Source organism: Streptomyces sp. CNZ301, from assembly GCF_004217425.1.
In genome coordinates, this window is sequence record NZ_SHLG01000002.1 from 958,234 (window position 1) to 979,173 (window position 20,940).

Annotated in this window: 21 protein-coding genes and 1 pseudogene; 15 read left to right on the forward strand and 7 right to left on the reverse strand. The window is 69.8% G+C overall.

Annotation, left to right across the window (positions count from 1 at the left end; translation table 11 throughout):
- Positions 1 to 85: 85 nt before the first annotated feature.
- Together EV375_RS28335 and EV375_RS28340 are read right to left on the reverse strand one after the other, a co-directional pair.
- On the reverse strand, positions 86 to 742 hold the full coding sequence (locus EV375_RS28335; protein ID WP_130302751.1) for a class I SAM-dependent methyltransferase: 657 nt from the start codon (positions 740 to 742) through the stop codon (positions 86 to 88).
- On the reverse strand, positions 742 to 1,650 hold the full coding sequence (locus EV375_RS28340) for an FAD-dependent oxidoreductase (protein ID WP_207228495.1): 909 nt from the start codon (positions 1,648 to 1,650) through the stop codon (positions 742 to 744). Before EV375_RS28340 ends, EV375_RS28335 begins: the two co-directional genes overlap by 1 nt.
- A 65-nt stretch (positions 1,651 to 1,715) precedes the next feature.
- Between EV375_RS28340 and EV375_RS28345 the strand changes: the two genes are divergently transcribed.
- The 3 genes from EV375_RS28345 (at position 1,716) to EV375_RS30020 (ending at position 3,677) form a co-directional block, all read left to right on the forward strand.
- Positions 1,716 to 2,288, forward strand: coding sequence for a cupin domain-containing protein (locus EV375_RS28345; protein WP_130302752.1), 573 nt, complete (start codon positions 1,716 to 1,718; stop codon positions 2,286 to 2,288).
- A gap of 250 nt (positions 2,289 to 2,538) precedes the next feature.
- Positions 2,539 to 3,531 carry a hypothetical protein gene (locus tag EV375_RS28350; RefSeq protein WP_130302753.1) on the forward strand — a complete coding sequence of 331 codons (993 nt, stop codon included), beginning with the start codon at positions 2,539 to 2,541 and terminating at the stop codon, positions 3,529 to 3,531.
- Between the two features lie 11 nt (positions 3,532 to 3,542).
- A complete protein-coding gene (locus EV375_RS30020; protein ID WP_486588849.1) occupies positions 3,543 to 3,677 on the forward strand; it encodes a hypothetical protein in 135 nt (44 codons plus the stop codon).
- A 448-nt stretch (positions 3,678 to 4,125) separates the two neighbouring features.
- Here EV375_RS30020 and EV375_RS28355 read toward each other — a convergent pair whose 3' ends face one another.
- A complete protein-coding gene (locus EV375_RS28355) occupies positions 4,126 to 5,064 on the reverse strand; it encodes a GHMP family kinase ATP-binding protein (protein WP_130302754.1) in 939 nt (312 codons plus the stop codon).
- A gap of 591 nt (positions 5,065 to 5,655) precedes the next feature.
- On the opposite strand from EV375_RS28355, the gene EV375_RS30025 reads away from it, so the two are divergent.
- The 10 genes from EV375_RS30025 to EV375_RS28395 all read left to right on the forward strand — a co-directional run bounded on the left by EV375_RS30025 (position 5,656) and on the right by EV375_RS28395 (position 14,896).
- A complete protein-coding gene (locus tag EV375_RS30025; protein WP_486588850.1) occupies positions 5,656 to 5,778 on the forward strand; it encodes a hypothetical protein in 123 nt (40 codons plus the stop codon).
- A 12-nt stretch (positions 5,779 to 5,790) separates the two neighbouring features.
- Positions 5,791 to 6,807 (forward strand): pyridoxal-phosphate dependent enzyme, encoded by a 1,017-nt coding sequence (locus EV375_RS28360; protein ID WP_130302755.1) that lies wholly within the window; start codon positions 5,791 to 5,793, stop codon positions 6,805 to 6,807.
- A gap of 94 nt (positions 6,808 to 6,901) precedes the next feature.
- Complete coding sequence (locus tag EV375_RS28365) at positions 6,902 to 7,744, forward strand: Rossmann-like domain-containing protein (RefSeq protein WP_130302756.1); 843 nt, start codon at positions 6,902 to 6,904, stop codon at positions 7,742 to 7,744.
- A 23-nt stretch (positions 7,745 to 7,767) separates the two neighbouring features.
- Positions 7,768 to 9,042: an MFS transporter gene (locus tag EV375_RS28370; protein ID WP_130302944.1), complete on the forward strand. Its 1,275-nt coding sequence runs from the start codon at positions 7,768 to 7,770 to the stop codon at positions 9,040 to 9,042.
- Positions 9,043 to 9,104: 62 nt separating this feature from the next.
- Positions 9,105 to 10,244, forward strand: coding sequence for an iron ABC transporter permease (locus EV375_RS28375; RefSeq protein WP_130302757.1), 1,140 nt, complete (start codon positions 9,105 to 9,107; stop codon positions 10,242 to 10,244).
- On the forward strand, positions 10,244 to 11,056 hold the full coding sequence (locus EV375_RS28380) for an ABC transporter ATP-binding protein (protein WP_130302758.1): 813 nt from the start codon (positions 10,244 to 10,246) through the stop codon (positions 11,054 to 11,056). The genes EV375_RS28375 and EV375_RS28380 overlap by 1 nt, the downstream gene beginning before the upstream one ends.
- A complete protein-coding gene (locus tag EV375_RS28385; RefSeq protein ID WP_130302759.1) occupies positions 11,035 to 12,045 on the forward strand; it encodes an ABC transporter substrate-binding protein in 1,011 nt (336 codons plus the stop codon). Before EV375_RS28380 ends, EV375_RS28385 begins: the two co-directional genes overlap by 22 nt.
- Positions 12,046 to 12,262: 217 nt before the next feature.
- On the forward strand, positions 12,263 to 13,708 hold the full coding sequence (locus EV375_RS28390) for a PepSY-associated TM helix domain-containing protein (RefSeq protein ID WP_130302760.1): 1,446 nt from the start codon (positions 12,263 to 12,265) through the stop codon (positions 13,706 to 13,708).
- Complete coding sequence (locus tag EV375_RS29300) at positions 13,705 to 13,854, forward strand: hypothetical protein (protein ID WP_165434864.1); 150 nt, start codon at positions 13,705 to 13,707, stop codon at positions 13,852 to 13,854. Before EV375_RS28390 ends, EV375_RS29300 begins: the two co-directional genes overlap by 4 nt.
- Positions 13,855 to 14,125: 271 nt before the next feature.
- Positions 14,126 to 14,896 carry a PE-PGRS family protein gene (locus EV375_RS28395; RefSeq protein WP_130302761.1) on the forward strand — a complete coding sequence of 257 codons (771 nt, stop codon included), beginning with the start codon at positions 14,126 to 14,128 and terminating at the stop codon, positions 14,894 to 14,896.
- A 184-nt stretch (positions 14,897 to 15,080) separates the two neighbouring features.
- On the opposite strand, the gene EV375_RS28400 is transcribed toward EV375_RS28395, so the two are convergent.
- The gene (locus tag EV375_RS28400) at positions 15,081 to 15,368 is read right to left on the reverse strand and encodes a zf-HC2 domain-containing protein (protein WP_130302762.1); all 288 of its coding nucleotides are present in this window, start codon (positions 15,366 to 15,368) and stop codon (positions 15,081 to 15,083) included.
- Between the two features lie 49 nt (positions 15,369 to 15,417).
- Between EV375_RS28400 and EV375_RS28405 the strand changes: the two genes are divergently transcribed.
- Positions 15,418 to 16,059: a sigma-70 family RNA polymerase sigma factor gene (locus EV375_RS28405; RefSeq protein ID WP_486588851.1), complete on the forward strand. Its 642-nt coding sequence runs from the start codon at positions 15,418 to 15,420 to the stop codon at positions 16,057 to 16,059.
- A 110-nt stretch (positions 16,060 to 16,169) separates the two neighbouring features.
- Here the strand turns inward: EV375_RS28405 and EV375_RS30030 are convergent.
- The 3 genes and pseudogenes from EV375_RS30030 to EV375_RS28420 form a co-directional block, all read right to left on the reverse strand.
- Positions 16,170 to 16,307, reverse strand: a pseudogene (locus EV375_RS30030) (VapC toxin family PIN domain ribonuclease); the annotation flags it as partial.
- A 238-nt stretch (positions 16,308 to 16,545) separates the two neighbouring features.
- A complete protein-coding gene (locus tag EV375_RS28415) occupies positions 16,546 to 17,895 on the reverse strand; it encodes a TRAM domain-containing protein (RefSeq protein ID WP_130302764.1) in 1,350 nt (449 codons plus the stop codon).
- Positions 17,896 to 18,076: 181 nt separating this feature from the next.
- Positions 18,077 to 20,164 (reverse strand): APC family permease, encoded by a 2,088-nt coding sequence (locus EV375_RS28420; protein ID WP_130302945.1) that lies wholly within the window; start codon positions 20,162 to 20,164, stop codon positions 18,077 to 18,079.
- 78 nt (positions 20,165 to 20,242) lie between these two features.
- On the opposite strand from EV375_RS28420, the gene EV375_RS28425 reads away from it, so the two are divergent.
- On the forward strand, positions 20,243 to 20,911 hold the full coding sequence (locus EV375_RS28425) for a potassium channel family protein (RefSeq protein WP_130302765.1): 669 nt from the start codon (positions 20,243 to 20,245) through the stop codon (positions 20,909 to 20,911).
- Positions 20,912 to 20,940 lie beyond the last annotated feature (29 nt).

The following is a 20,940-nucleotide window of genomic DNA, read 5'->3' on the forward strand; positions in this document are numbered from 1 at the left end:
CGTCGAGTTGGACGACGGACGCCCCAACGGGCCCCGACCGAAGGGCAGATGAGCCTCCAGACGTGGAGAGACCTGGCCGACTGCGCTAGTTCGCCCTGCGTCGGGCGAGTAGCGTGGAGTCGTGGACGTCGACCGTCACTCCGTCCCGGACCACCGTCCGTGGCCGCTGTTCGACCACGAGGACGTCGAAGCCCTCGGGCAGGCCGGCCAGCAGCTCCTCGGCACGGAACATCGCCCGGCGATGGCTTGCGCTGAGATGCGTGAACACCTCGGACGGCGCGTGGCCCACGACCAGGAGCAGCCCGCCGGGGGCGACGGCCTCGGACAGCCGGCCGGTGACCTCGACCATCCCTCCGTCCGGTGGGTGCAGGAAGTGGGTGGTGACCAGGTCGTAGGAGCGGCCGTCGGCCGCGAAGGCCCGGGCGTCGACCTGCCACCAGTCGGTACGGTCGGAGACCCCGGCCTGCTCGGCGTGCCGGGCGGCACGGGCCAGGCCGTTGGCGGAGAAGTCGGCGCCCGTGACCTTCCAGCCCTGCCGGGCCAGCCAGATCACGTCGCCGCCCTCTCCGCAGCCGACGTCGAGCGCGCTGCCCGGGGCCAGTCCGGAGATCTCCGCGACCAGTTGCGGGTTGGGATTCCCGCTCCAGACCGTCTCCTCGCCGGAGTACCGCTCCTCCCAGCCCGACGGCTCGAACATGGCCGCCGCTTCCTTGTCGGTGAGCTCGTGTCCGTGTCCGCTCATCAGGCTGCCCTGCCTTTCGGGGCGTTCCGGTACTCCGCGACGGCCGCCGCGGTCTCCTCGGAGATGAGGTCGTGGTTGAGAAGCGTCCCGGCCACCATGCCGTCGGCCGCCGAGGAGATGACCCCGCCGTACGGGGCGGCCGCGTTGCCGACGACTTCCACACCGGGGGCCTCCGGGCCGCCGACCGCATCGAGCAGCGTGGTGTCCGGGGTCGGCACGGTGGTGACCACCAGCGCCGCCCGAGGCACGAACTCGCCACCGGCCAGCTCGACACCGGTGATGGCATCGTCCTCGACGACCACGCGTGCGATCTTGCCCGGCACCCACCCGATACCGCGGGCGGCGAGCCTCTCCGCGTCCTCCCCCTGCGGGGCCGGACGGCCGTTGAGCAGGATCACCACTTCCTCGCTCCACTGACGGAACAGCAGAGCCCGCTCGACGCAGTCCGCCCCGCTCGCCACGACCCCCAACGGCGAGTCGGCGACTTCCCAGCCGTGGCAGTACGGGCAGTGCAGCACGTCCCGGCCGAACCGCTCCTCCAGCCCCGGCACCTGGGGCAGCTCGTCGACCACGCCGGTGGCCAGCACCAGCCGGCGAGCGGAGACCGAGCTGCCGTCCTCGAACCCCAGAGCGAAGCCGTCACCCGTGCGGGCGGCGGAGACGGCCCGGCCGGGGCGCACCTCGACGCCGTAACGCCCCACCTCCTCACGGCCGGCGGCCAGCAGCTCGGCCGGGGTCGCGCCCTCTCTGCCGAGGTAGTTGTGCATGTGGCCGGCTCCGGCGTTGCGGGGCTCTCCGGCGTCGATCACCAGCACCGAGCGCCGGGACCGTCCCAGCACCAGCGCGGCGCTCAGCCCGGCGGCTCCGCCTCCGACCACGACCACGTCGTACGACTCTTCGATGTCCATGCCCGCAGCGTGCGGGGCTTCTTCCGAATTGGCAAATATTCTTGCCGGTCTGGCAAACTGGGAGGATGGCAGACTTCGATGACGTACTTGAGGGCGTCGGCCCGCGGCTGCGGGCGTTGCGGGTGGATCGGGGCGCGACCCTGACGGAGCTGGCGAAGAGCACCGGCATCTCGGTCAGCACGCTGTCACGGCTGGAGTCCGGGCAGCGCAAGCCCACGCTGGAACTGCTCCTGCCGCTGGCGAGGGCGCATCAGGTGCCTCTCGACGAGCTGGTCGACGCACCGGAAACGGGGGACCCCCGGGTCCGGGCCAGACCGATCAAACGGCACGGCTGGACGTTCATCCCGCTGACCCGGCGGCCGGGCGGCCTCCAGGCGTTCAAGGTGATCGTGCCGCCGCACGACCCGCCGGGGCCCTACGAGCCCAAGGTCCACGAAGGTCACGAGTGGATCTATGTCCTCTCCGGGCGGCTGCACCTCGTCCTCGGCCGGCGGCAGCTCGACCTCAACCCCGGCGAGGTGGTCGAGTTCGACACCCGCACTCCTCACGTCATCGCCAACCAGGGCGACCACCCCACGGAGATGCTGGCGCTCTTCGGCCCGCAGGGCGAACGGATGCACGTCAGGTCCGGAGCCTGACCGGGCCTACATCCGGTCAGCTGGAACTCCGGCGGTCCTCTCTCCGCCTGACAGACGGCTTGCGCGCGCTTCGGGGGACCGACGGAAACCTGGCATGACCTGTGGAATTGACGGGGGAAAATCGTGGAGTTGGGCACGCTGCTTGGCTTGAACCTGGTGAAGCTCCAAGAGGCGGCGGATTGATTGGAAGGCCGTAGCTGCGAAGCTCCGTGAGGCGGCGGGCGACGTCGAGAAGTACGTCACCAGACCCATGGCCGGCGGAGCGCACTGGCAGGGCGAGGACGCGGACGAAGCGACGAAGGCGTCCCGCGGCATACAGATGGATGTCCGTGCCGTGGCCAAGGAGGCCGAAGCCGTTCACACGTACCTCGATGCGATGGCCACGGGCGACGGCGACGGGTTCGGCAACGGAAACCTGAAGAAGGCGCAGGACGAAGCCCGAGACCTGCTGCAAGAGGCGCTCGACCACGGGTTGACCGTCGATCCTGACGTTACTGTCCGCTGGGAGGTCATGCGGGCCCCGGGCAAGCTGAGCCAGGAGGAAGAGCAGCAGGAGAAGGCGAAGCATGCAGAGTGCGACCGGATCGGCAAGAAGATCAAAAAGGTACTCAAGACCGCCGGGGCCCTGGACACACAGATGAAGGAAGCGCTCCTGGTGATCTTCGGCACGGAGGAGACCTTTCGCACGGAGAACCGGGGTCGCCGTGACGGCGACCCCGGCTTCGGCGACCGCTTCACCGAGTCCCAGATGTACGCCGTGGCGAAGTACATGGATGCCAAGGACTGGGACGACGCATCAAATCTCCTCAACCACTACCTCGAAGGCAGCGGTGACCCGTACGAGGTCGATGCGAAACGAATGCTCGATGAGTTGCCCACCTTCCAGAAGGATGTCGGCACCTCACTCGCCGACCTGAAGAAGCAGCCGGACGGCCCGGTTTCGACCGGCTGGCAGTCCTCGAATTCCGGCACGAAGGGCAACGACAAGGTCATGAACTGGTACTACGGTCTGCACCACTTCGAATACCGGGTGGTGGGCCACAAGACCGGCGACCAAGTCGCATACCAGGTGGAGGTCCGCAAGCGGTACGACTGGGGTGTTCCCAGTGAGCACCGAGGAGACCTCGTCGCCCCTGCGGGCGTCGTCGATGTCGAGCAGTCCGAGGTCGCCCGGCTCAATCAGACCCGGCAGGCAAAGGACTTCGACGTCCACGGCCGCACCGGCACGATGACCACTCGGTAGGCTCAGGGGCGATGAAGAATCACAAGTGGTCCTTCCTGGCTGGCCTCTTGCTGACGCTAGTAGCGTTCGCCGTGGTGTCGGTGTTGATCTTCAACTGGCTGGACGAGCCGGTTCCAGGCTGGCTCAGCGACTCGGGGGCACCGTGATGTGGTGGAAGCACGTCCTCGCGTTCGTCGCGGGCGTCGTGGTGGCGATGATGTGCATCCTGCTGATCGTGTGGGCCTGGACAATCGATTAGAGCCCCGGAACTCCCCGACCGACGCCGTCAAGTGGCTTGATCTGATGGCCCGTTGAATGCGACTGATCAGTAGATCTTCTGCGGCTCCGGCCCGCACGTACGGTCCCCGCAGAGGCCCTCCGGTCGCGGCCGGATAGGCATGTGCGGACGGCACGGGCGGGCGCGCGTCGATGTGTTGGTGGCGCGGGCGAAGACAACGCCCGGGTGATTTTTCGACGACTTCGAGGCTTGCCCGACCCCGTCGCTTCGGCCCGCAGGGCGAACGGATGCACGTCAGGTCCGGAACATGACCTGGCCCGCACGCACAGCGTCCCGCCCGCGGCCCCTGCCGCGGACTCCCCGTATGAGACGAGCGCTCAGGCAGGCAGAAGGGAGTCGACGACCGGAGCGGGTGCGCCGGGAAAGCTCAGCGTCCGGTACACGGCGACGTTGCCGGCCAACTCGGCGCATGCCCGGGCGGCTGCCATGGCCCTGTGTGTGCATGAGGGGTCGCGGCCGTCCAGAAGGACTCCGAGAGTCGTGCCGCTGTGCCCGACGGCCACGCCGAGACCGCCGACGTCACGGCAGATCTCCAGCATCGGCTCCAGCGACCGCTTGTACCGGAGCGACTGATTCATCAGAGCGCTTCGCGTCGCCACTCTGCCCACCTCCTCCAGGTCGTGTCTCGGCACGGCGTCGGCGAGCCTGTCCAGCAGCCGGGCGTATTCACAACCCTGCGCCGCGGAGAAGGACTTGGGGATGCGGTTGAAGTCGACCGTGTCCACGGCACCCCCCTCGTCGATGCCCACCACGGTCATCGCCGGAAGGGATCCCAGGACGGCCCGGAGCCGTACCGCGCGATGGTGGAACGCGACGATCGCCGGGTAGAGGACTCCGTCGGTCGGCTCGATCCGGGCGAGCAGTCTCTCGATCCGGGAGGGCGGCATCGGCGTGTTGAGGGAGTTGCCCACGGCCCGGGCAGTCGCGACCAGGTCAGCCGAGGAACTGGCCAGCCCCTTGCCTTCCGGGATCACGCTGTTCACGGTCAGTGTCCCTGCTACAGGGTCCGGGACCTCTTGGGCGATCATGCGGGCGAGTTGGAGAGCCTTCTTCTTGTGCGAGGGCCGCACAGTGATCCCGTCGACTCCCGGATCCTGCTGGAAAGTGGCCATGCTCCAGCGGGCGACGGGCAGGGTGACCAGGAAGTCGCCGTCCTCTTCCGGCAGTGCACCCTGCAGCAGTTCGCCGAACGTGCCGAAGGCTGTGCCCACTCCCGTCGCCCCCTGTCGCGGTGTCACATCACGGGAGAGCTTCACGTCTTCCTCTTCTCAAGCTTCTTGACTGACCGGCGGATGCCACGTGGGACGACGGTCACCTCTCAGAACCCGCGGCGCACCGGCAGCGTGCCCGGCGCAGCGCCCTCGCCGTTGAGGCAGCTGGACGCGGGGGAGCCGCGCGCGGCACCCGGCTCGAGGACGCACTCCGAGCGAGGCACCGGCACGGGGCGGCACCGACAGAGGTAGATGAAACTGATAATCGTTCTATCTCCTTTGCCTTGAGGAATCAAGCCGGCCCCCACCCCGCACCGGAGCGGCCCCGGAGGAGGTGGACGCATCCCCGGCCTTGTGACCGTTAGGCCTGACCGTCGAGTTCAAACGGTCTTGACAATCATTTCCATCTAGCCTCATGCTGCGCTGGACGCAGGCAGTCGTCCGGCCGCAGCGGCCTTCCGCATCGATGGGCGGGGGCCTGGCCGGGGGAGCCACCACGGCGTCTCGTACGGCCGGTCCGTACGGGTCTCGCCAACAGTGCGCTCACTGCCGGGAATTGGCCGCGCCAGGGAGGCGTCCCACTGCACCGCGGCGCAGCCGGGCGCGTCGTTCCCAGGAAAAACCACAGGAGGAGCCATGCGGGAGCAAGGCCGCACGAAGACAGCACTCTCCGCCGGCGACCCGGCCGAGGCCAGGGCATGGGCCCTCCAGGATGTGCCGGCATTCCTGTTCGAGCTGCGCCGGAACGCAGCGGTCTGACAGGGACTGCGGATGCATCCACACATAGCGGAAGCGGTGAAGCAGCCCGATCTGATCCGTGTGCAACAGGATCTGATCTGCCTGCGTTTCGAGACGATGAAGATCTATTCGGCACTGGGGGCGGTTCGCCATCTGCTCGACTCCGGGGCCGTGAAGCAGGGCGACACGCTCATCGACAGCTCCAGCGGCATTTACGCGCAGGCGCTGGCGCTCGCCTGCCACCGCTTCGGGCTCAAGTGCCACATCGTGGGCTCCACGACCGTGGACCGTACGCTCCGGGTGCAACTGGAGATTCTCGGCGCCACTCTGGAACAGGTCGAGCCGTCGAAGAACCTGAGACTGGACCAGGAGCTCCGGGTACGCCGGATCGCCGAGATCCTCGAGGACAATCCGTCCTACCACTGGATGCGCCAGTATCACGACGCAATCCACTACTGCGGCTATCGCGACGTCGCCGAGGTCATGGACGGGGAAATCCCGCCGGGCGCGGTCACGTTGGTCGGCGGCGTCGGTTCCGGGGCATCGACGGGCGCCCTCGCCACGTACCTGAGAGAGGCCGGCCGGGATGTGTCCGTGGTGGGCATACAGCCCTTCGGCAGCGTGACGTTCGGGTCGGAGAACGTCTCGGACCCGGACATGATCATCGCCGGCATAGGCAGCGCCATAGAGTTCAGGAACGTCCGGCACGAGGTGTACGACCGCATTCACTGGGTCAACTTCGAATGCGCCCTCTCCGGTTCCGTCGAACTGCTGCGAAGCACCGGAATATTCGCCGGGCTGTCAGCCGGTGCGGCGTACCTGGCCACCCTGTGGGAACGGAAACACCGTCGCAGAAGCAGCTCGCGGACCTACGTGTTCATCGCGGCGGACACAGGTCACCGCTATGTCGACAGCGCCTTCGCTCAGCACCGCAGGGCCAAGGACATCGACACCCTCGCACCCCACGAGATCACGTCCCTCGACGAACTGAGGCATCCGTGGTCGACGGCCTCGTGGCCCGGCATCTCCGCTTCGCAGCACGGCAGTTGACGCGACGCGCACAGCACGTGGCGTACGCCGGGAACAGCCGGCTCCTGCTCGGAGGACAGAGCATCCACCCACCACTCGACGAGAGAACCGAGAAATGCCGAATCCGAAGCCGCACACCGTCGCGGAACTGACCGAGGGAGTGCTGGAGGGCGCTTACGGTCCCGATCCGAAGAATGTGACCGTCACCAGCGCATTCTGGCTCTACCACACCACGCGCCTGGCGGGCGGCGAGGTCACTTACCACAACCACTATCTCCTGCTGCGGGCCGGTGAGAGCTTCGGCGCCTGCTCCTTCGAAGCGGGTGAACTGAGCCCCGATTTCTGCGAGAACGCCTCCGGTTTCCCACTGGAGAGACTGCTTCGCAGCGAGGCAACCCCGGTGCGTATCGCCGCGCTGGATGCCTACCTGTCCAACGTGCGACCGCACCGGGACGCCGCCGACGCCGAGCCGCTCACGCTGCCGACCGGCACCCCGGAGCTGAGGGCGCGGGCGCGCGACAGTGCCATCGCCCGGCTCCTCGACGTCGAACCGGGTGCCCGGGTCGCCCTGATCGGCGTGGTGAACCCACTCATCGAAGCGATACGGGAGCGGGGCGGCGTCTGCCTGCCCTGCGACCTGAACCTTCGCACCACGCAGTGGGGCGAGCCGGTCTCGGACGACATGACCGAAGTCCTGGGGCGGGCCGATGCCGTGGTGGCCACCGGCATGACGCTCAGCAACGGCACGTTCGACCTGATCCTCGAACACTGCAGGCTGCACGACGTCCCGCTCGTGGTCTACGCACAGACCGGCAGCGCCGTCGCCCGCGCGTTCCTTCCGAGCGGCGTCACCGCCCTGTCCGCCGAGGCCTTCCCGTTCTCGCAGTTCAGCGCCGACGCGACCGTCCTGTACCGCTACCGGGCCGACCGGTACCCCACCGCGCTGGAGGCATCGTGAGCGCCGGCGCCGGGACTTCACAGATGAGGCGCGAGGAGACCGGGGCGGGTGAGCACCTTCCGAGCGACCTGAAGATGACGCGCACGCTGTGGCCCGTCCTGCTGGCCTCGGCGGTCGGGCTGCTGCCGTTCACCGTCTTCAGCACGTATCTCGTCCCGATCGCGGACGAGTCCGGGAGCAGCGTCGCGGCGATGGGCGGGCTCCGCGGACTCGGCGGGCTCGCGGCGCTGCTGGTGGGTACGGCACTGGCACCGCTGATCGACCGCGTTCCGAAGGAGTGGGCGGCCGCCGGCGGTCTCGGAGTGCTTGCGGCCTCGACCGCGCTCGGAGCGAGCGGCGAGTACCTGCTTCTCGTGGCGTTCTGCCTGCTCGTGGGGGCGGGGACGGCCGTACTCAACCCGGCTCTGACCGCGGCGGCCGCCGACCGGTTCGGTTCCGGCAAGGCGGCCGGCAGAGCGGCGACGCTGGTCACGGCAACCCAGTCGATGACGGCGATGCTGGCGGCGCCCCTGATCGCGCTCCCGGCGGTGTTCTGGGGGTGGGAGGGAGACCTCCTGGCGGTCTCGGCGGTATCGCTGCTGCTCGCGGTGGTCCTGTTCTCCCGGCGCGCGCCTTCCCCTCGGAAGGAGGAGGAACGGACCGGCAGCGAAGAGAAGTTGACCTACCTTGCCTCCTTCAAGGCTCTTGCCGCCGTGCGGGGTGTCGTGCCCCTGCTGCTGATCTCCTTTCTCCGCACGGCCGTGTTCATGGGATATCTGGCGTACCTGGCCGCGTACTACGACAGCCGCTTCCAACTCGGCCCCGGTCTCTTCTCGTTGGTCTGGACGCTCAGCGGTGCCTCGTTCTTCGTGAGCAATCTCCTCACGGGACGGCTCACGAACTCCGCTCAGCCACGCGTGCGTACGGAGCGCTTGCTGGTCCTCGGCCTGGTCGCCGCTCTGGCGTCCGTCGTCGGGTTCTACTTCACGCACTGGCTTGCGCTGGCTCTCGTCCTCACCTCACTCCACGCGGCAAGTCACGCGGTCGTCGCCGCCTGCGCCGTGAGTCTGCTGGTGAGGCGCTGCGGGGCGCTCCGCGGGTCCGCGCTGAGCATCAACGCCGCGGGAATGAGCCTGGGCGTCTTCGTGGGGGCCTCCCTCGGCGGCGGCGGCCTCGGTCTCGCCGGCTATCCCGGGGTCGCTCTGGTCTTCGGCGCGCTCGTGGCGGCCGCGCTGGGTGCCGCGTTCCTGGTCTCCCGTCTCCCCGGCGAACACATCGGCGCGGATGGCGAGGAAGCCGCCGATTCGTCCGGCACGTGAGCGGCCTCGTGACCGGCTCGCTCCCGATGAACACGGCCCCTGCGTTCCGGAAAGGACTGCGCATGCACCCGTCTGCCCCCTCCTCGGCGCCGCCGGGAAGCAGCGGCGCGCACGCGGACGAGAGCGCGCGCGGCGCTCCGGGCGCCCCTGGTTCGGGGTCGTCTTCCCCGCGACGGGGTCTGACCACGGCCTGCGTCGCTCTCTCCGTGCTGCTGCTGGTCTCCGTCGTGGTGGCGATCGGTCTCGGGTCCGCGGTGATCCGGCCGGGCGAGACGGTCCGGTACCTGTGGGCCGCCCTCAGCGGCGGGCAGATCGGCGCGAGCGAGGTGACGACCTATCAGATCGTCTGGGAGATCCGCACTCCCCGAGTGCTGCTGGCCGCGCTGGTCGGGGCGGGGCTGAGCACCGTGGGTGTGGCCATCCAGGCGATGGTGCGCAACGCGCTGGCCGACCCGTACGTGCTGGGCGTCTCGTCCGGGGCGTCCGTCGGCGCGGTGGGCGTCACCGTCACCGGTGGGCTCGCCGGGCTGGGGGTCCACGCCATGTCGGCCGGTGCCTTTCTGGGAGCGCTGACGGCTTCGGCCCTGGTGTACGGAGCAGCGGCGAGCCGGGGCGGGCTGTCACCGCTGCGGCTCGTCCTGACCGGCGTAGCCATGGCTCTCGGCTTCCAGGCCGTCATGAGCGTGATCATCTACTTGATCCCCAACAGCGAGGCCACCAGCACGGTCCTGTACTGGACGATGGGCAGCTTCGGGTCCGCCACGTGGGCCGCCCTGCCCGCCGTGGCCGCGGCGGTGCTGCTCGGGCTGGTCGTGCTGAGGCGCTTCAGCCGCGCGCTGGACGTGATGGCACTCGGCGACGAGACCGCGGCGAGCCTGGGTGTCGACCCCGACCGGCACCGCAAAGGACTCCTGGTCCTCATCTCGCTCGTCACCGGCGCGATGGTCGCCGTGAGCGGTGCCATCGGCTTCGTCGGTCTGGTCATGCCTCACCTGGTCCGAATGGTCGTCGGAGCCACCCACGCACGCGTACTCGCGGTCGCTCCCCTCGTGGGAGCGGTCTTCATGGTGTGGGTGGATCTGGTGGCGCGGACTCTCGTCGCGCCGCGGGAACTTCCCCTCGGTGTCATCACCGCGCTGGTCGGCGTCCCGGTGTTCGTCTCCTTGATGCGCCGCAGGGCCTACATCTTCGGAGGCCGCTGATGGACCTGACACTCGGCCAGCTCTCCGTCGTGACGGACGGCAAGGAGCTCCTGCACGACCTCTCCCTGAACGTGCCGGACGGCCGGTGCGTCGGCCTCGTCGGACCCAACGGAAGCGGCAAGTCCACCGCGCTCAAGTGCATCTACCGGGCGCTGCGCCCCAGTTCCGGGGCGGTGTGGATCGGTGAGCACGAGCTTTCGTCCCTGAGCATGCGGCGAAGTGCCCGGCTCGTCGCCGCCCTCGCCCAGGACGGGGAGGTCGAACTCGACTTCACCGTCGAGGAGATCGTCGCGCTGGGCCGTACACCCCACATCCGGGGCAACCAGGTGCTCGGCGTCAGGGAGCGGGAGCTGTGCGAGCGGGCCATGGAGCAGCTCGACATCGCTCACCTCGCCGGGCGCGGCGTCATGACGCTCTCGGGCGGCGAGCGGCAGCGCGTTCTCGTCGCCCGCGCTCTCGTCCAGGAGCCTGCGGTCCTCGTCCTCGACGAGCCGACCAACCACCTCGACGTGCGGCACCAGGTGGAGTTGCTGTCGCTGCTGCGCGGCACGGGCCTGACCACGTTGATCGTGCTGCACGACCTGAACCTGGCCGCCGCGGCATGCGACCAGATCGGTGTCCTCTCCGAAGGACGTCTGGTCTCCACCGGAACTCCGGAGAACGTCCTGACCCCCCAGCTGGTCCACGACGTCTTCGGCGTCCGCACCACCCTCGTCAGCCACCCGCTGACCGGAGATCCGCAACTGCTGTATTCCCTCAGCCCCTCATCACCGAATGGAAGTGACACGTCATGCCACTCATCAGGCCGCTGAACCACGCGCGGCGGCACGCCGTCCTCGGATCGACCGCCGCTGCCGCACTCCTGCTCAGCGGTTGCGGCGCCGACGTCGAGACCGACGGGAAGAAGTCGGAGAAGGTCACCGTCAAAAGGTGCGGAGAGCCGGTCGAATACACCGTCCCGAAGCGCGCTGTCGCCTACGAGGGAGGAAGCGCCGACAAACTCTTCAGCCTGGGACTGACCGACCGCGTGCACGGCTACGTGATGCCGCCGGCCAACCCGCCTGTGAGCGAGTCGCCGTGGGCGTCCGAGTACGCCGAGGTGAAGAAGCTCGGCGACGATCTCCTCAACAAGGAACTCGTCGCCGACGCCAAGGCGGACTTCGTGGTCGCCGGCTGGAACTCCGGCTTCAGCGACCAGCGCGGAATCACCCCGGAGATCCTGGACAAGCTCAGGATCCAGAGCTTCATGCACACCGAGAGCTGCTACAACTACCCCGAGTTTCCCGAGAAGAAGAAGCCCTTCGAAGCCCTCTACACCGACCTGGAGCGGCTCGGAAAGATATTCAGGGTGGAGGAGAAGGCGGAGAAGGTCGTCGACGACCTGCGGGAGCGGGAGAAGGCCGTGGCTTCGAAGGCACCGAAGGGCGACCCCGCCCCCGTCTTCCTCTACGACTCGGGTACCGACCAGCCCTTCACGGCGGGCAACCAGGTCCCGCCCAACGACATCATCAAGAAGGCCGGTGCGAAGAACGTGTTCTCGGACCTCGACGAGCGCTGGACACAGGTGAGCTGGGAGAGCGTCACCAAGGCCCGGCCCGAGGTCGTCATCATCCTCGACTACGGTGACAAACCCGCCAAGAAGAAGATCGAATTCCTCAGGAAGTCGCCGCAGACCAAGGAGTTGCCCGCCGTGAAGAAGGACAACTTCTTCATCCTCGACTACAACGAGGGCATCAGCGGCCCACGCAACATCGACGGCCTGGAGAAGTTCGGCAAGTACATGCGGAATCTGGAACGCTGACTTCACGACTCCCCCATCACCGGGGCGATTCCCCCTCGTTCGCGTTTCTTCCTGCCTTCCGTGGCCGCGAAGGTGCGGACGGCGGGCGCCGGGGCCCGCACGGCGTGCGAGGGGTCACATCCTTCGAGCAAGCCGGGCGGGAACCGAGCCGTCGCTCCCTCCGACTACCTGCCGGCACCCCCACACCGGGGGCCGACGGGAGAGGGAGAGAAAGACCATGGTGAGCAGCACGGCCACTTCGCCGCGGGTGGAGGAGTCACCTTCCGGGGCCCCGGCAACAGACACGGCGGGCACATGGCCGGGAATACGGGCGCTGTTGCTGCGCCTGCACTTCTTCGCGGGGGTCTTCATCGGCCCGTTCCTGCTCGTCGCGGCCGTGACCGGTCTTCTCTACACGGCGACACCGCAGCTGGAGAGGACGCTGTACCAGCACGAGTTGAAGGTGGCCCCGCGAGGTGAACCGGACTCGCTGAAGGTTCAGGTGGCGGCGGCGAAGCAGGCCGTACCGGACGGCACCCTGGTCTCCGTGACGACCGGGCCCGGCCCCGATGACAGTACGCGGGTCGTCTTCGAGGAGCCGGGGCTGGAGGAGGGGTACACGCGCACCGCCTTCGTCGACCCCTACGACCACTCGGTGCTGGGCACGCTGGAGACCTTCGGGCGGTGGCTTCCGGCGCGCGCCTGGTTCGACGATCTGCACCGCAACCTCCACTTGGGCGATTTCGGACGCAACTACAGTGAGATCGCGGCAAGTTGGCTGTGGGTGGAGGTCGCCGGCGGGCTGGCGCTGTGGATCGGGGCACGGCGCTCGCGCCGCGGGCTGCGCCGCACGTTGCTTCCCGAGCACTCGGCTCCCGCCGGGCGCCGGCGGGTGAGGTCCTGGCACGGAGCGGTCGGACTCTGGGCGGCCGCGGGCCTGTTGGGGCTGTCGGCGACGGGGCTGACGTGGTCCGCCTACGCGGGAGCCAACATCACACAGCTCCGGGAGCAGCTGAACAGTCCGACGCCGACGGTCGCGGCCGGCGTACCGCACGCCCACGAACACGACCACGGCCACGTCCCCGGAGCGGGAGAGGGGGGCGGCCGGGACATCGGCTTCGACGGCGCCGTCCGAGCCGCGCGGGAGGCAGGACTCGGCGGCGTTCTGGACATCACGCCCCCTGCCGGCAGCGGCAGTGCGTACGTCGTGAAGGAAAACACCCGCTCCTGGCCGGAGCGGCAGGATTCGGTCGCGGTGGCACCGGGCTCCGGTGAGATCACCGACACCCTCCGCTTCGACGACTACCCCCTGCTGGCGAAGCTGTCCCGCTGGGGCGTGGACGCGCACATGGGGCTGCTGTTCGGCCTGGTCAACCAGATCGTGCTGGCCGTGCTCGCCGTCGCGCTGATCGGAATGATCTTCTGGGGCTACCGGATGTGGTGGCTGCGACGGCCCACGCGCGGCGCCGATTCCGCCGGGCGGCTGCCGCGACCGGGACGTGCTCCGGTGCGCGGTGCGTGGCGCCGCCTCCCGGGAAGGGTGCTTGCCCCGGCCGCCGTCGCGACCGCGCTGGTGGCGTACTGGCTCCCGTGGTTCGGCATCCCGCTGCTGCTGTTCCTCGCCGTGGATCTCCTGGTGGGACGGGTGCGCCGGAACCGCGAGCCGAAGGAGGCGGATGCATGATCTCCGCGCCCGGTCCGCGCTGGATACTCACCGGCGCGCTGACGATCCTGTCGGCGCATGCGCTGTGGCGGGCCGTCCGGTCCCGCCGGCCGGCGGGCCAGGTCTCTCATCTGCTGCACGCCACCATGGCGGTGGCATGGCCGTGATATCCGTACTCGTCACCTGAGTTGCCCGGACGGGACGCGGCCGGACCCGCCCCGCTCCGCCCCGTCGCCTCCCGTCCCCGCCAATCGGCGTCCACGGCTGGGGTGTTGGGCCGGCTCCGCACGACCGGCGCCGTTCGGGAGCCTGTGCGGGCGAGGAGTTGGAAACGGAACGCCCGGCCGCATGCCACGCGATCACAGCTTCTGTCCGCGAGTGAGCGGTTTTCGGCCGCCCATGTGCGGCCCGCCGAGCGGGTGCGACGATGGGCGGACCATGCATGCGGGAAGCGTCCTCAGAGTGCTGCGCGCCGGAGTGTTCGCGGCCGTCTGCGTGGTGCTCGCGGCCCTGGGACATGCGATGACGTCCGGGCGTACGGTTCCGGCCTGGATGCTCGCCGTCGGCTGGGCCGGCGCCGCTGGCGTCGCCTGGTTCCTGACGGGCAGGGAGCGTGGGCCCCTGCTGGTCGGCGCCCTGACGGTCTTCACGCAGATCTTCCTGCACACGGCTTTCTCGCTGGGTCAGGCGACGATGCCCCCTGCGGCCCTCCCCTCCGGACACGGCCAAGGCCACGGCGCTCGGCATCCGGCCGGCCATGCCACGCCCCACGGGACGCATGGGACGGACGGGGCGCACGGCATGCACGGGACAGCCGGACAACTCTCCAGCGACGCCCACCACTTGACCCCGCACATGCAGCACGGGATGACGAGCCACACGCCGGCGGCAGCGGCCGGTTCCGGAGCGGACGCTCCGGCCGCCCTCCACGGCGGGCACGGCGACTCCACGGCGATGCTCGCCGCCCACCTCCTCGTGGCGCTGCTCGGCGCCTGGTGGATGTGGGGCGGGGAGCGGGCCGTCTTCCAGCTTCTGCGCGTGGCCTCCGCGAAGTTCTTCGCGCCGCTCGTCCTCGCTCCCGCTCCTTCCCTGCCGGCCCCGATTCCCGTTCTGCGGCTGGGGCGTTGGGGGCGACGGCACACCCCGCGTCAGCTGTTCCTGAGTCACGTCATCTGGTTGAGAGGTCCACCGGGCGGCCCGGCTGTCTGAGACAGCACGGTCGTAACCCCCGGCCGGCGCCTGCCCGCAGGTGCCGGCGCACGGGACCCGTTCACCGGCTGACCGGAACCCGGCAGCCGGATCACCCGAAGGACTTCAGATGACGACCCCTGTGCGCACGCGGGCGCCCGGAACCCCCGGGACCCCGCCAGGCACGACTCGGAAACCCATCCGTTCAGCAGGCCCGCCGGCCCGGACTCCCCGACGCGGGACCGCGATCGTCACAGCTGCCTCCCGGCGCGCCCGGTCGCGGAGCCTGTCCCCCGCACCCGGAGCCGTCCGTGGCGTCGCCCGGCACGTCGCCGGTGACGTCCCGTCGCAGCCGGAGCGCCTTGACCTCCCACGCCCGGCACTCGGCGCATCCCGCGAGGTGCTCCTCCAGCCTCCGCCCGGTGACACCGGGAGGCAGGTCCTCCTCGTCGAGACGGGCGGAGAGCGCGGTGCGGGCACGGGAGCAGAGCATGCGTCCATCCTCCTCGATCCGCGCCGGTGGCGGGGAGGGGAGCCGCACGGTGGCTGACGACACGGAAGCGACGGCATGGGCGCTGGCCGCCCGTGCCGGAGACGAGGAGGCGGCGCAGGAGTTCGTGCGGGCCACGCAGCTCGATGTGCGCCGGTTCGTGACGCACCTCAGCGGCGACGCCCAGGCCACGGACGATCTCGTCCAGGAGACCTACCTGCGCGCGCTGCGGAGTCTGCCGGGGTTCGAGGGCAGGTCCTCGGCCCGTACGTGGCTGCTCACCATCGCCCGCCGGGCTGTGGCCGACCGCATCCGCGCCGGCTCGTGCCGCCCCAGGCTCTCGGCCTCGGACGACTGGGAGACGGCGGTGGAGAAGGCGCAGCCGCGCGGTCTGCCCGGATTCGAGGAAGGAGTGGCGCTGAGCGAACTGCTGGCCGTCATCGACGGTCAGCGACGCGAAGCGTTCGTCCTCACCCAACTCCTCGGACTCTCCTACGCCCAGGCAGCAGCGGTGATCGGCTGTCCGCTGGGGACGGTGCGCTCCCGCGTCGCCCGGGCGCGCGAGAGCCTGATCTCCCTGCTGGAAGAGGCGGAGCAGGACCGTCCGACCGGGGACGGCACCGTCACGGCCCGGCCCGGAGGGTACGCGGAACCGGGCGACGGCCGGGCCGCGTTGGCAGGCTCGGCGGCTTGATCGGGAAGCGGCGGCCCTTGATTGCGCGTTGCCGCGCGCTCGGGGCTGCCGCCTCTCCATCCCCGGTAGGGCCTGCCGCTCTCCCCGACCGATCTGGAACGGTCCCTTCGAAGAGGCAGATCATCGGGCAGCAGCCGGAACGCCTTGTGACGGCCGAGGGGGCGCACGGCGTCGCGGAAGTCGCGGCGGTCGAGGGTGAGGATGGCGTCGGTGTCGTAGTCGGACGCGAGGGCCACGTGATGTGTGTCGCCAGAAGTGGCCTCACTGCCTTCTCACGCGAGTTCGGCAGCGGGCCAGCACCTTGCGGACGCACCTTCACCGGCGACGGCCGCCCGTCCCCAGCGAGAGCTGCGGTGACACCGCTGTCCGCCCGACCGTTACCGCAACACAAAACTGCAGGTCACACCGTTTTCGTAGATGGACCGCCATCGGCTCATCGGGCTTCCGGAACCGGCCGATCGGCACACGCAGCCGCGAACTCGCAGGTCAGCGCGCCTTCCCCACCGGCTCCAGGATCGCCACGCACTCCATGTGGTGCGTCATCGGGAAGAGGTCGAAGGCGCGCAGGAAGCGCGGCACGTAGCCGGCGTCCTTGAAGTACGCCAAGTCCCTCGCCAGCGCCGCCGGATCACACGCCACGTAGCCGATCCGCCGCGGTCCGAGGCCCGCGATATGGCGCACGGTCTGTTTGCCCGCGCCCGCGCGCGGCGGGTCCAGCACGACCAGGTCGGCCTCCGTGATTCCCGTGCGCGGCAGCACGGACTCGACCTTGCCCTGCTCGATCCGGACCCGCGGGAAGTCCGCGAGGTTGTGCCGGGCGTCCTCGACGGCGCGCTTGGACGACTCGATGCCGAGGACGGCGCCGCTCTCGCCGATGCGGTCGGCGAGAGCGCCCGCGAAGAGGCCGACGCCGCAGTACAGGTCGAGCGCCATCTCGCCCTTGCGCGGGGTCAGTCCGCGCATCAGCGCGTCCACCAGCAGCTCCGGCGCCTGCGGGTGCACCTGCCAGAACCCGCCGGCACCGATGCGCCACGTGCGGTGGTCGGCCCGCTCGCGCACGAAGTCGCGGCCGTGCACGCGGTGCAGGCGGCCCTTGTCGCTGCCCCGCTCCCCCACCCTCAACACCGAGACGGGACGGTCCAGTTCGACGATGGGGAGCCGCCCGCCGGGCTTCGGTGCGAGGACCACCTGCCGGTCCTGCGAGCCGGTGGCGGCGGTCGCCTCGATGCCCGCGATCTGCGGCCACTCGCGTCGCTCGACGCCGAGTGCCTCGACTTCCGGAGCGGCGATCAGGCAGTGGTCGACGGGCTCGACCTCGTGAGAGCGGTGCCGGCGCAGCCCTACGCGCCCTTCGTCGTCGACGGCGAACTGCACGCGGGTCCGCCACCCCGGCACCTCGCCCGCGGGCACCTTGTCTCCCGGCGCCGGTTCGACGGTGCCGTCCCACGCGACGTCCTCCGGCGTCAACTGGGCCAGCCGCCACAGCTGTTCGGTCAGCACCTCGCCCTTCAGGCGCCGCTGCGCCCCCGGCTTCACGTGCTGCCAGTCGCAGCCGCCGCAGCGTCCCGGACCGGAGAAGGGGCAGGGGGCGGGGATGCGGTCCTTCGCGGCCTCCAGCACGCGCACGGCGTCCGCACGCAGGAAGCGGGAGTCCTCCCGGCCCTCGGTGACGCGGGCGACGACGCGCTCTCCGGGCAGTGTGTGCCGTACGAACAGCACCCGCCCCGCCTCCGTACGGGCCACGCAGTGGCCGCCGTGTGCGACGGGGCCGATCTCGACCTCGTACTCCTCACCGACCAGCGTGGGGGCGGGAGCGTCTGCGGGGGCATCGGGCATGGCGGGTGAACTCCAGAGGTGCGGAATCGCGGCGGCGGGCAGCGGATCGTGTGGTCGGGACGTCGGGCGGTCGGGAATTCCGTGCGGGCACGGCCCGAACGGTGGCCGCCCCGTAGGCGGGGCGGTCCTCGGCGAGGCCCTCGGCCGAGGCCGGCAGCCTGTCCGGTGCCGACCGTGCAGTCTACTTCCCGTTCCCGCCCGGCTTCCCGGCGCTCGGGCCCCCGCCGCTGCCCTTCTTGCCGCCGCGGCCCCCGCCCGGCCGTGCCGCCGGCCCTCTGCGCACGGCGCCCGGCGCGCTCCACTCCGCTCGCTTCCTGAGGCGCTTGCGCGCCAGTTCGGAGGACTCCAGCTGCCAGGGCACGGAGGTCACCATGACTCCGGGTGTGTAGAGCAGCCGGCCCTTCAAGCGCAACGCGCTCTGGTTGTGCAGCAGTTGCTCGTACCAGCGGCCGACGACGTACTCCGGGATGTAGACGCTGACGAGGTCCCGGGGGTTCTCCTTGCGCAGCCGCTTCACATAGTCGATGACGGGCCGCGTGATCTCGCGGTAGGGCGAGTCGAGGATCTTCAGCGGGACGTCGATGCCGGCGGCCTCCCACTCCTTGCGAAGGGCTGCGGTCTCCTGCGCGTCCACGCTGATGGTGAGGGCCTCGAGGGAGTCCGAGCGCATCAGCTTCGCGTACGCGAGCGCGCGCAGCGTCGGCTTGTGCGTCTTGGAGACGAGCACGATGGAGTGCACACGGGAGGGCCGGACACGCTCCTCCTTTGGATCGTCTGCCGCGAGTTCCTGGCCGACGAGGTCGTAGTGGCGGCGGATCGCGGTCATCACGCCGTAGAAGAGCACCATGCCCAGCAGCGAGACCCAGGCGCCGTGCGAGAACTTCGTCACCAGCACGACGACCAGGACGAGCCCGGTGAAGAAGGCCCCGAACGCATTGATGGTACGGGAGCGGTGCATGCGGCGGCGCGCTGCCGGGTCGGTCTCCTCGGCCAGCAGGCGGTTCCAGTGCCGGACCATGCCGGTCTGGCTGAGCGTGAAGGAGACGAAGACGCCGACGATGTAGAGCTGGATGAGGCGGGTCGAGTCGGCGTCGTAGATCACGACGAGTATGGCTGCGGCGCCCGCCAGCAGCACGATGCCGTTGGAGAAGGCGAGGCGGTCGCCGCGGGTGTGCAACTGCCGTGGCAGATAACGGTCCTGGGCGAGGATCGAACCGAGCAGCGGGAAGCCGTTGTACGCGGTGTTGGCGGCCAGGAAGAGCACGAGGGCCGTCGCGGCAGCGAGGAAGACGAACGGCAGGGTGCCGCTCCCGAAGACCGCGGCCGCCACCTGCGAGATGACGGGGTTCTGGTTGTAACCCGAGCCCGCCGGGTGGCCGTTGATGAGCAGATCCGACGCCGGGTTCTCCGCCATCTTCACGTCCGTGGCCAGCGCCAGGGCGATGATGCCGGCGAACATCACGGCCGCGATGAGGCCCATCATGGCGAGGGTGTTGGCCGCGTTGCGGGACTTGGGCTTGCGGAAGGCCGGTACGCCGTTGCTGATCGCCTCGACCCCCGTGAGGGCCGCACAGCCGGAGGAGAAGGCACGCAGCAGCAGGAAGGCGAGGGCGAACCCCGCGAGCCCGCCGGACTCTTCGGTCCTGATCTCGAAGTCGGCCGTGGGCGCCCGCATCTCCTCGTCCAGCACGGCCCCGCGTATGACGCCCCAGACGATCATCCCGAACACGCCGGCCACGAAACAGTAGGTGGGGACGGCGAAGAGCTTGCCCGACTCCCGTACGCCGCGCAGGTTCATCAGCGTCAGCAGCACGATGGTGAGTACGGCGACGAGGGTCTTGTGCTCGACGACGAACGGCACCGCGGAGCCGAGGTTCTCCACCCCGGAGGAGATCGACACGGCGACGGTCAGCACGTAGTCGACGAGCAGGGCGCTCGCGACGGTCAGGCCGGCCCGGCGCCCCAGGTTCGTCGTGGCGACCTCGTAGTCGCCGCCTCCGGACGGGTAGGCCCGGACGTTCTGCCGGTACGAGGCTACGACCGTGAACAGCAGAATCACCACGGCGAGGGCGATCCACGGGCTGAAGTGGTATGCGGAGATCCCCGCCACCGACAGCACGAGGAGAACCTCTCCGGGTGCATAGGCCACCGACGACAGCGGGTCGGAGGCGAACACGGGCAGCGCGATCCGCTTCGGCAGCAGTGTCTCCGCGAGCCGGTCGCTGCGAAGCGCACGCCCGAGCAGAAGTCGCTTCGGTAGATGGGTCATCCTTGGCACGGGGAGGATCGTATGCGGTCAGCCGTGCGATCCTGAGACGGCCCGCTGTATGTGACGAGAGGGACGGGCGTGCATGTTGTGATCATGGGCTGCGGCCGGGTTGGCGCTGAGCTCGCGCAGGCGTTGGAGCAGCAGGGCCACACCGTCGCGGTCGTGGACCAGGACCCGACGGCCTTCCGCCGGCTGGGCTCCGGCTTCGGCGGGCGCAGAGTCTCAGGGGTCGGCTTCGACCAGGACACCCTGCGCGAGGCCGGGATCGAGGAGGCCGGAGCGTTCGCCGCGGTCAGCAGCGGTGACAACTCCAACATCATCGCGGCGCGGGTGGCGCGGGAGATGTTCGGCATCGAGCACGTCGCGGCGCGCATCTACGACCCGAAGCGGGCCGAGGTCTACCAGCGCCTCGGCATCCCCACGGTGGCCACGGTGCGCTGGACGGCCGACCAGATGCTGCGCCGGCTGCTGCCCTCCGGTGCGGAGCCGCTGTGGCGGGACCCCAGCGGCGGCGTCCAGCTCGCGGAGGTGCACACGTCCCCGGACTGGGTGGGCCACCGGGTCAGCAGACTCCAGGAGGAGGCCGGGGTCCGCGTCGCCTTCCTCACCAGGGTGGGCGAAGCGATGCTGCCGACCTCGCAGACGGTGCTGCAGGAAGGCGATCTGGTGCATGTGATGATGCGCTGCGATCAGATCGACGAGGTGGAGGCCGTCTTCGCGACAGGCCCCGAGGAGGGGCGCTCGTGACCGGCGTACGCACAGCGAACAGGGGACTC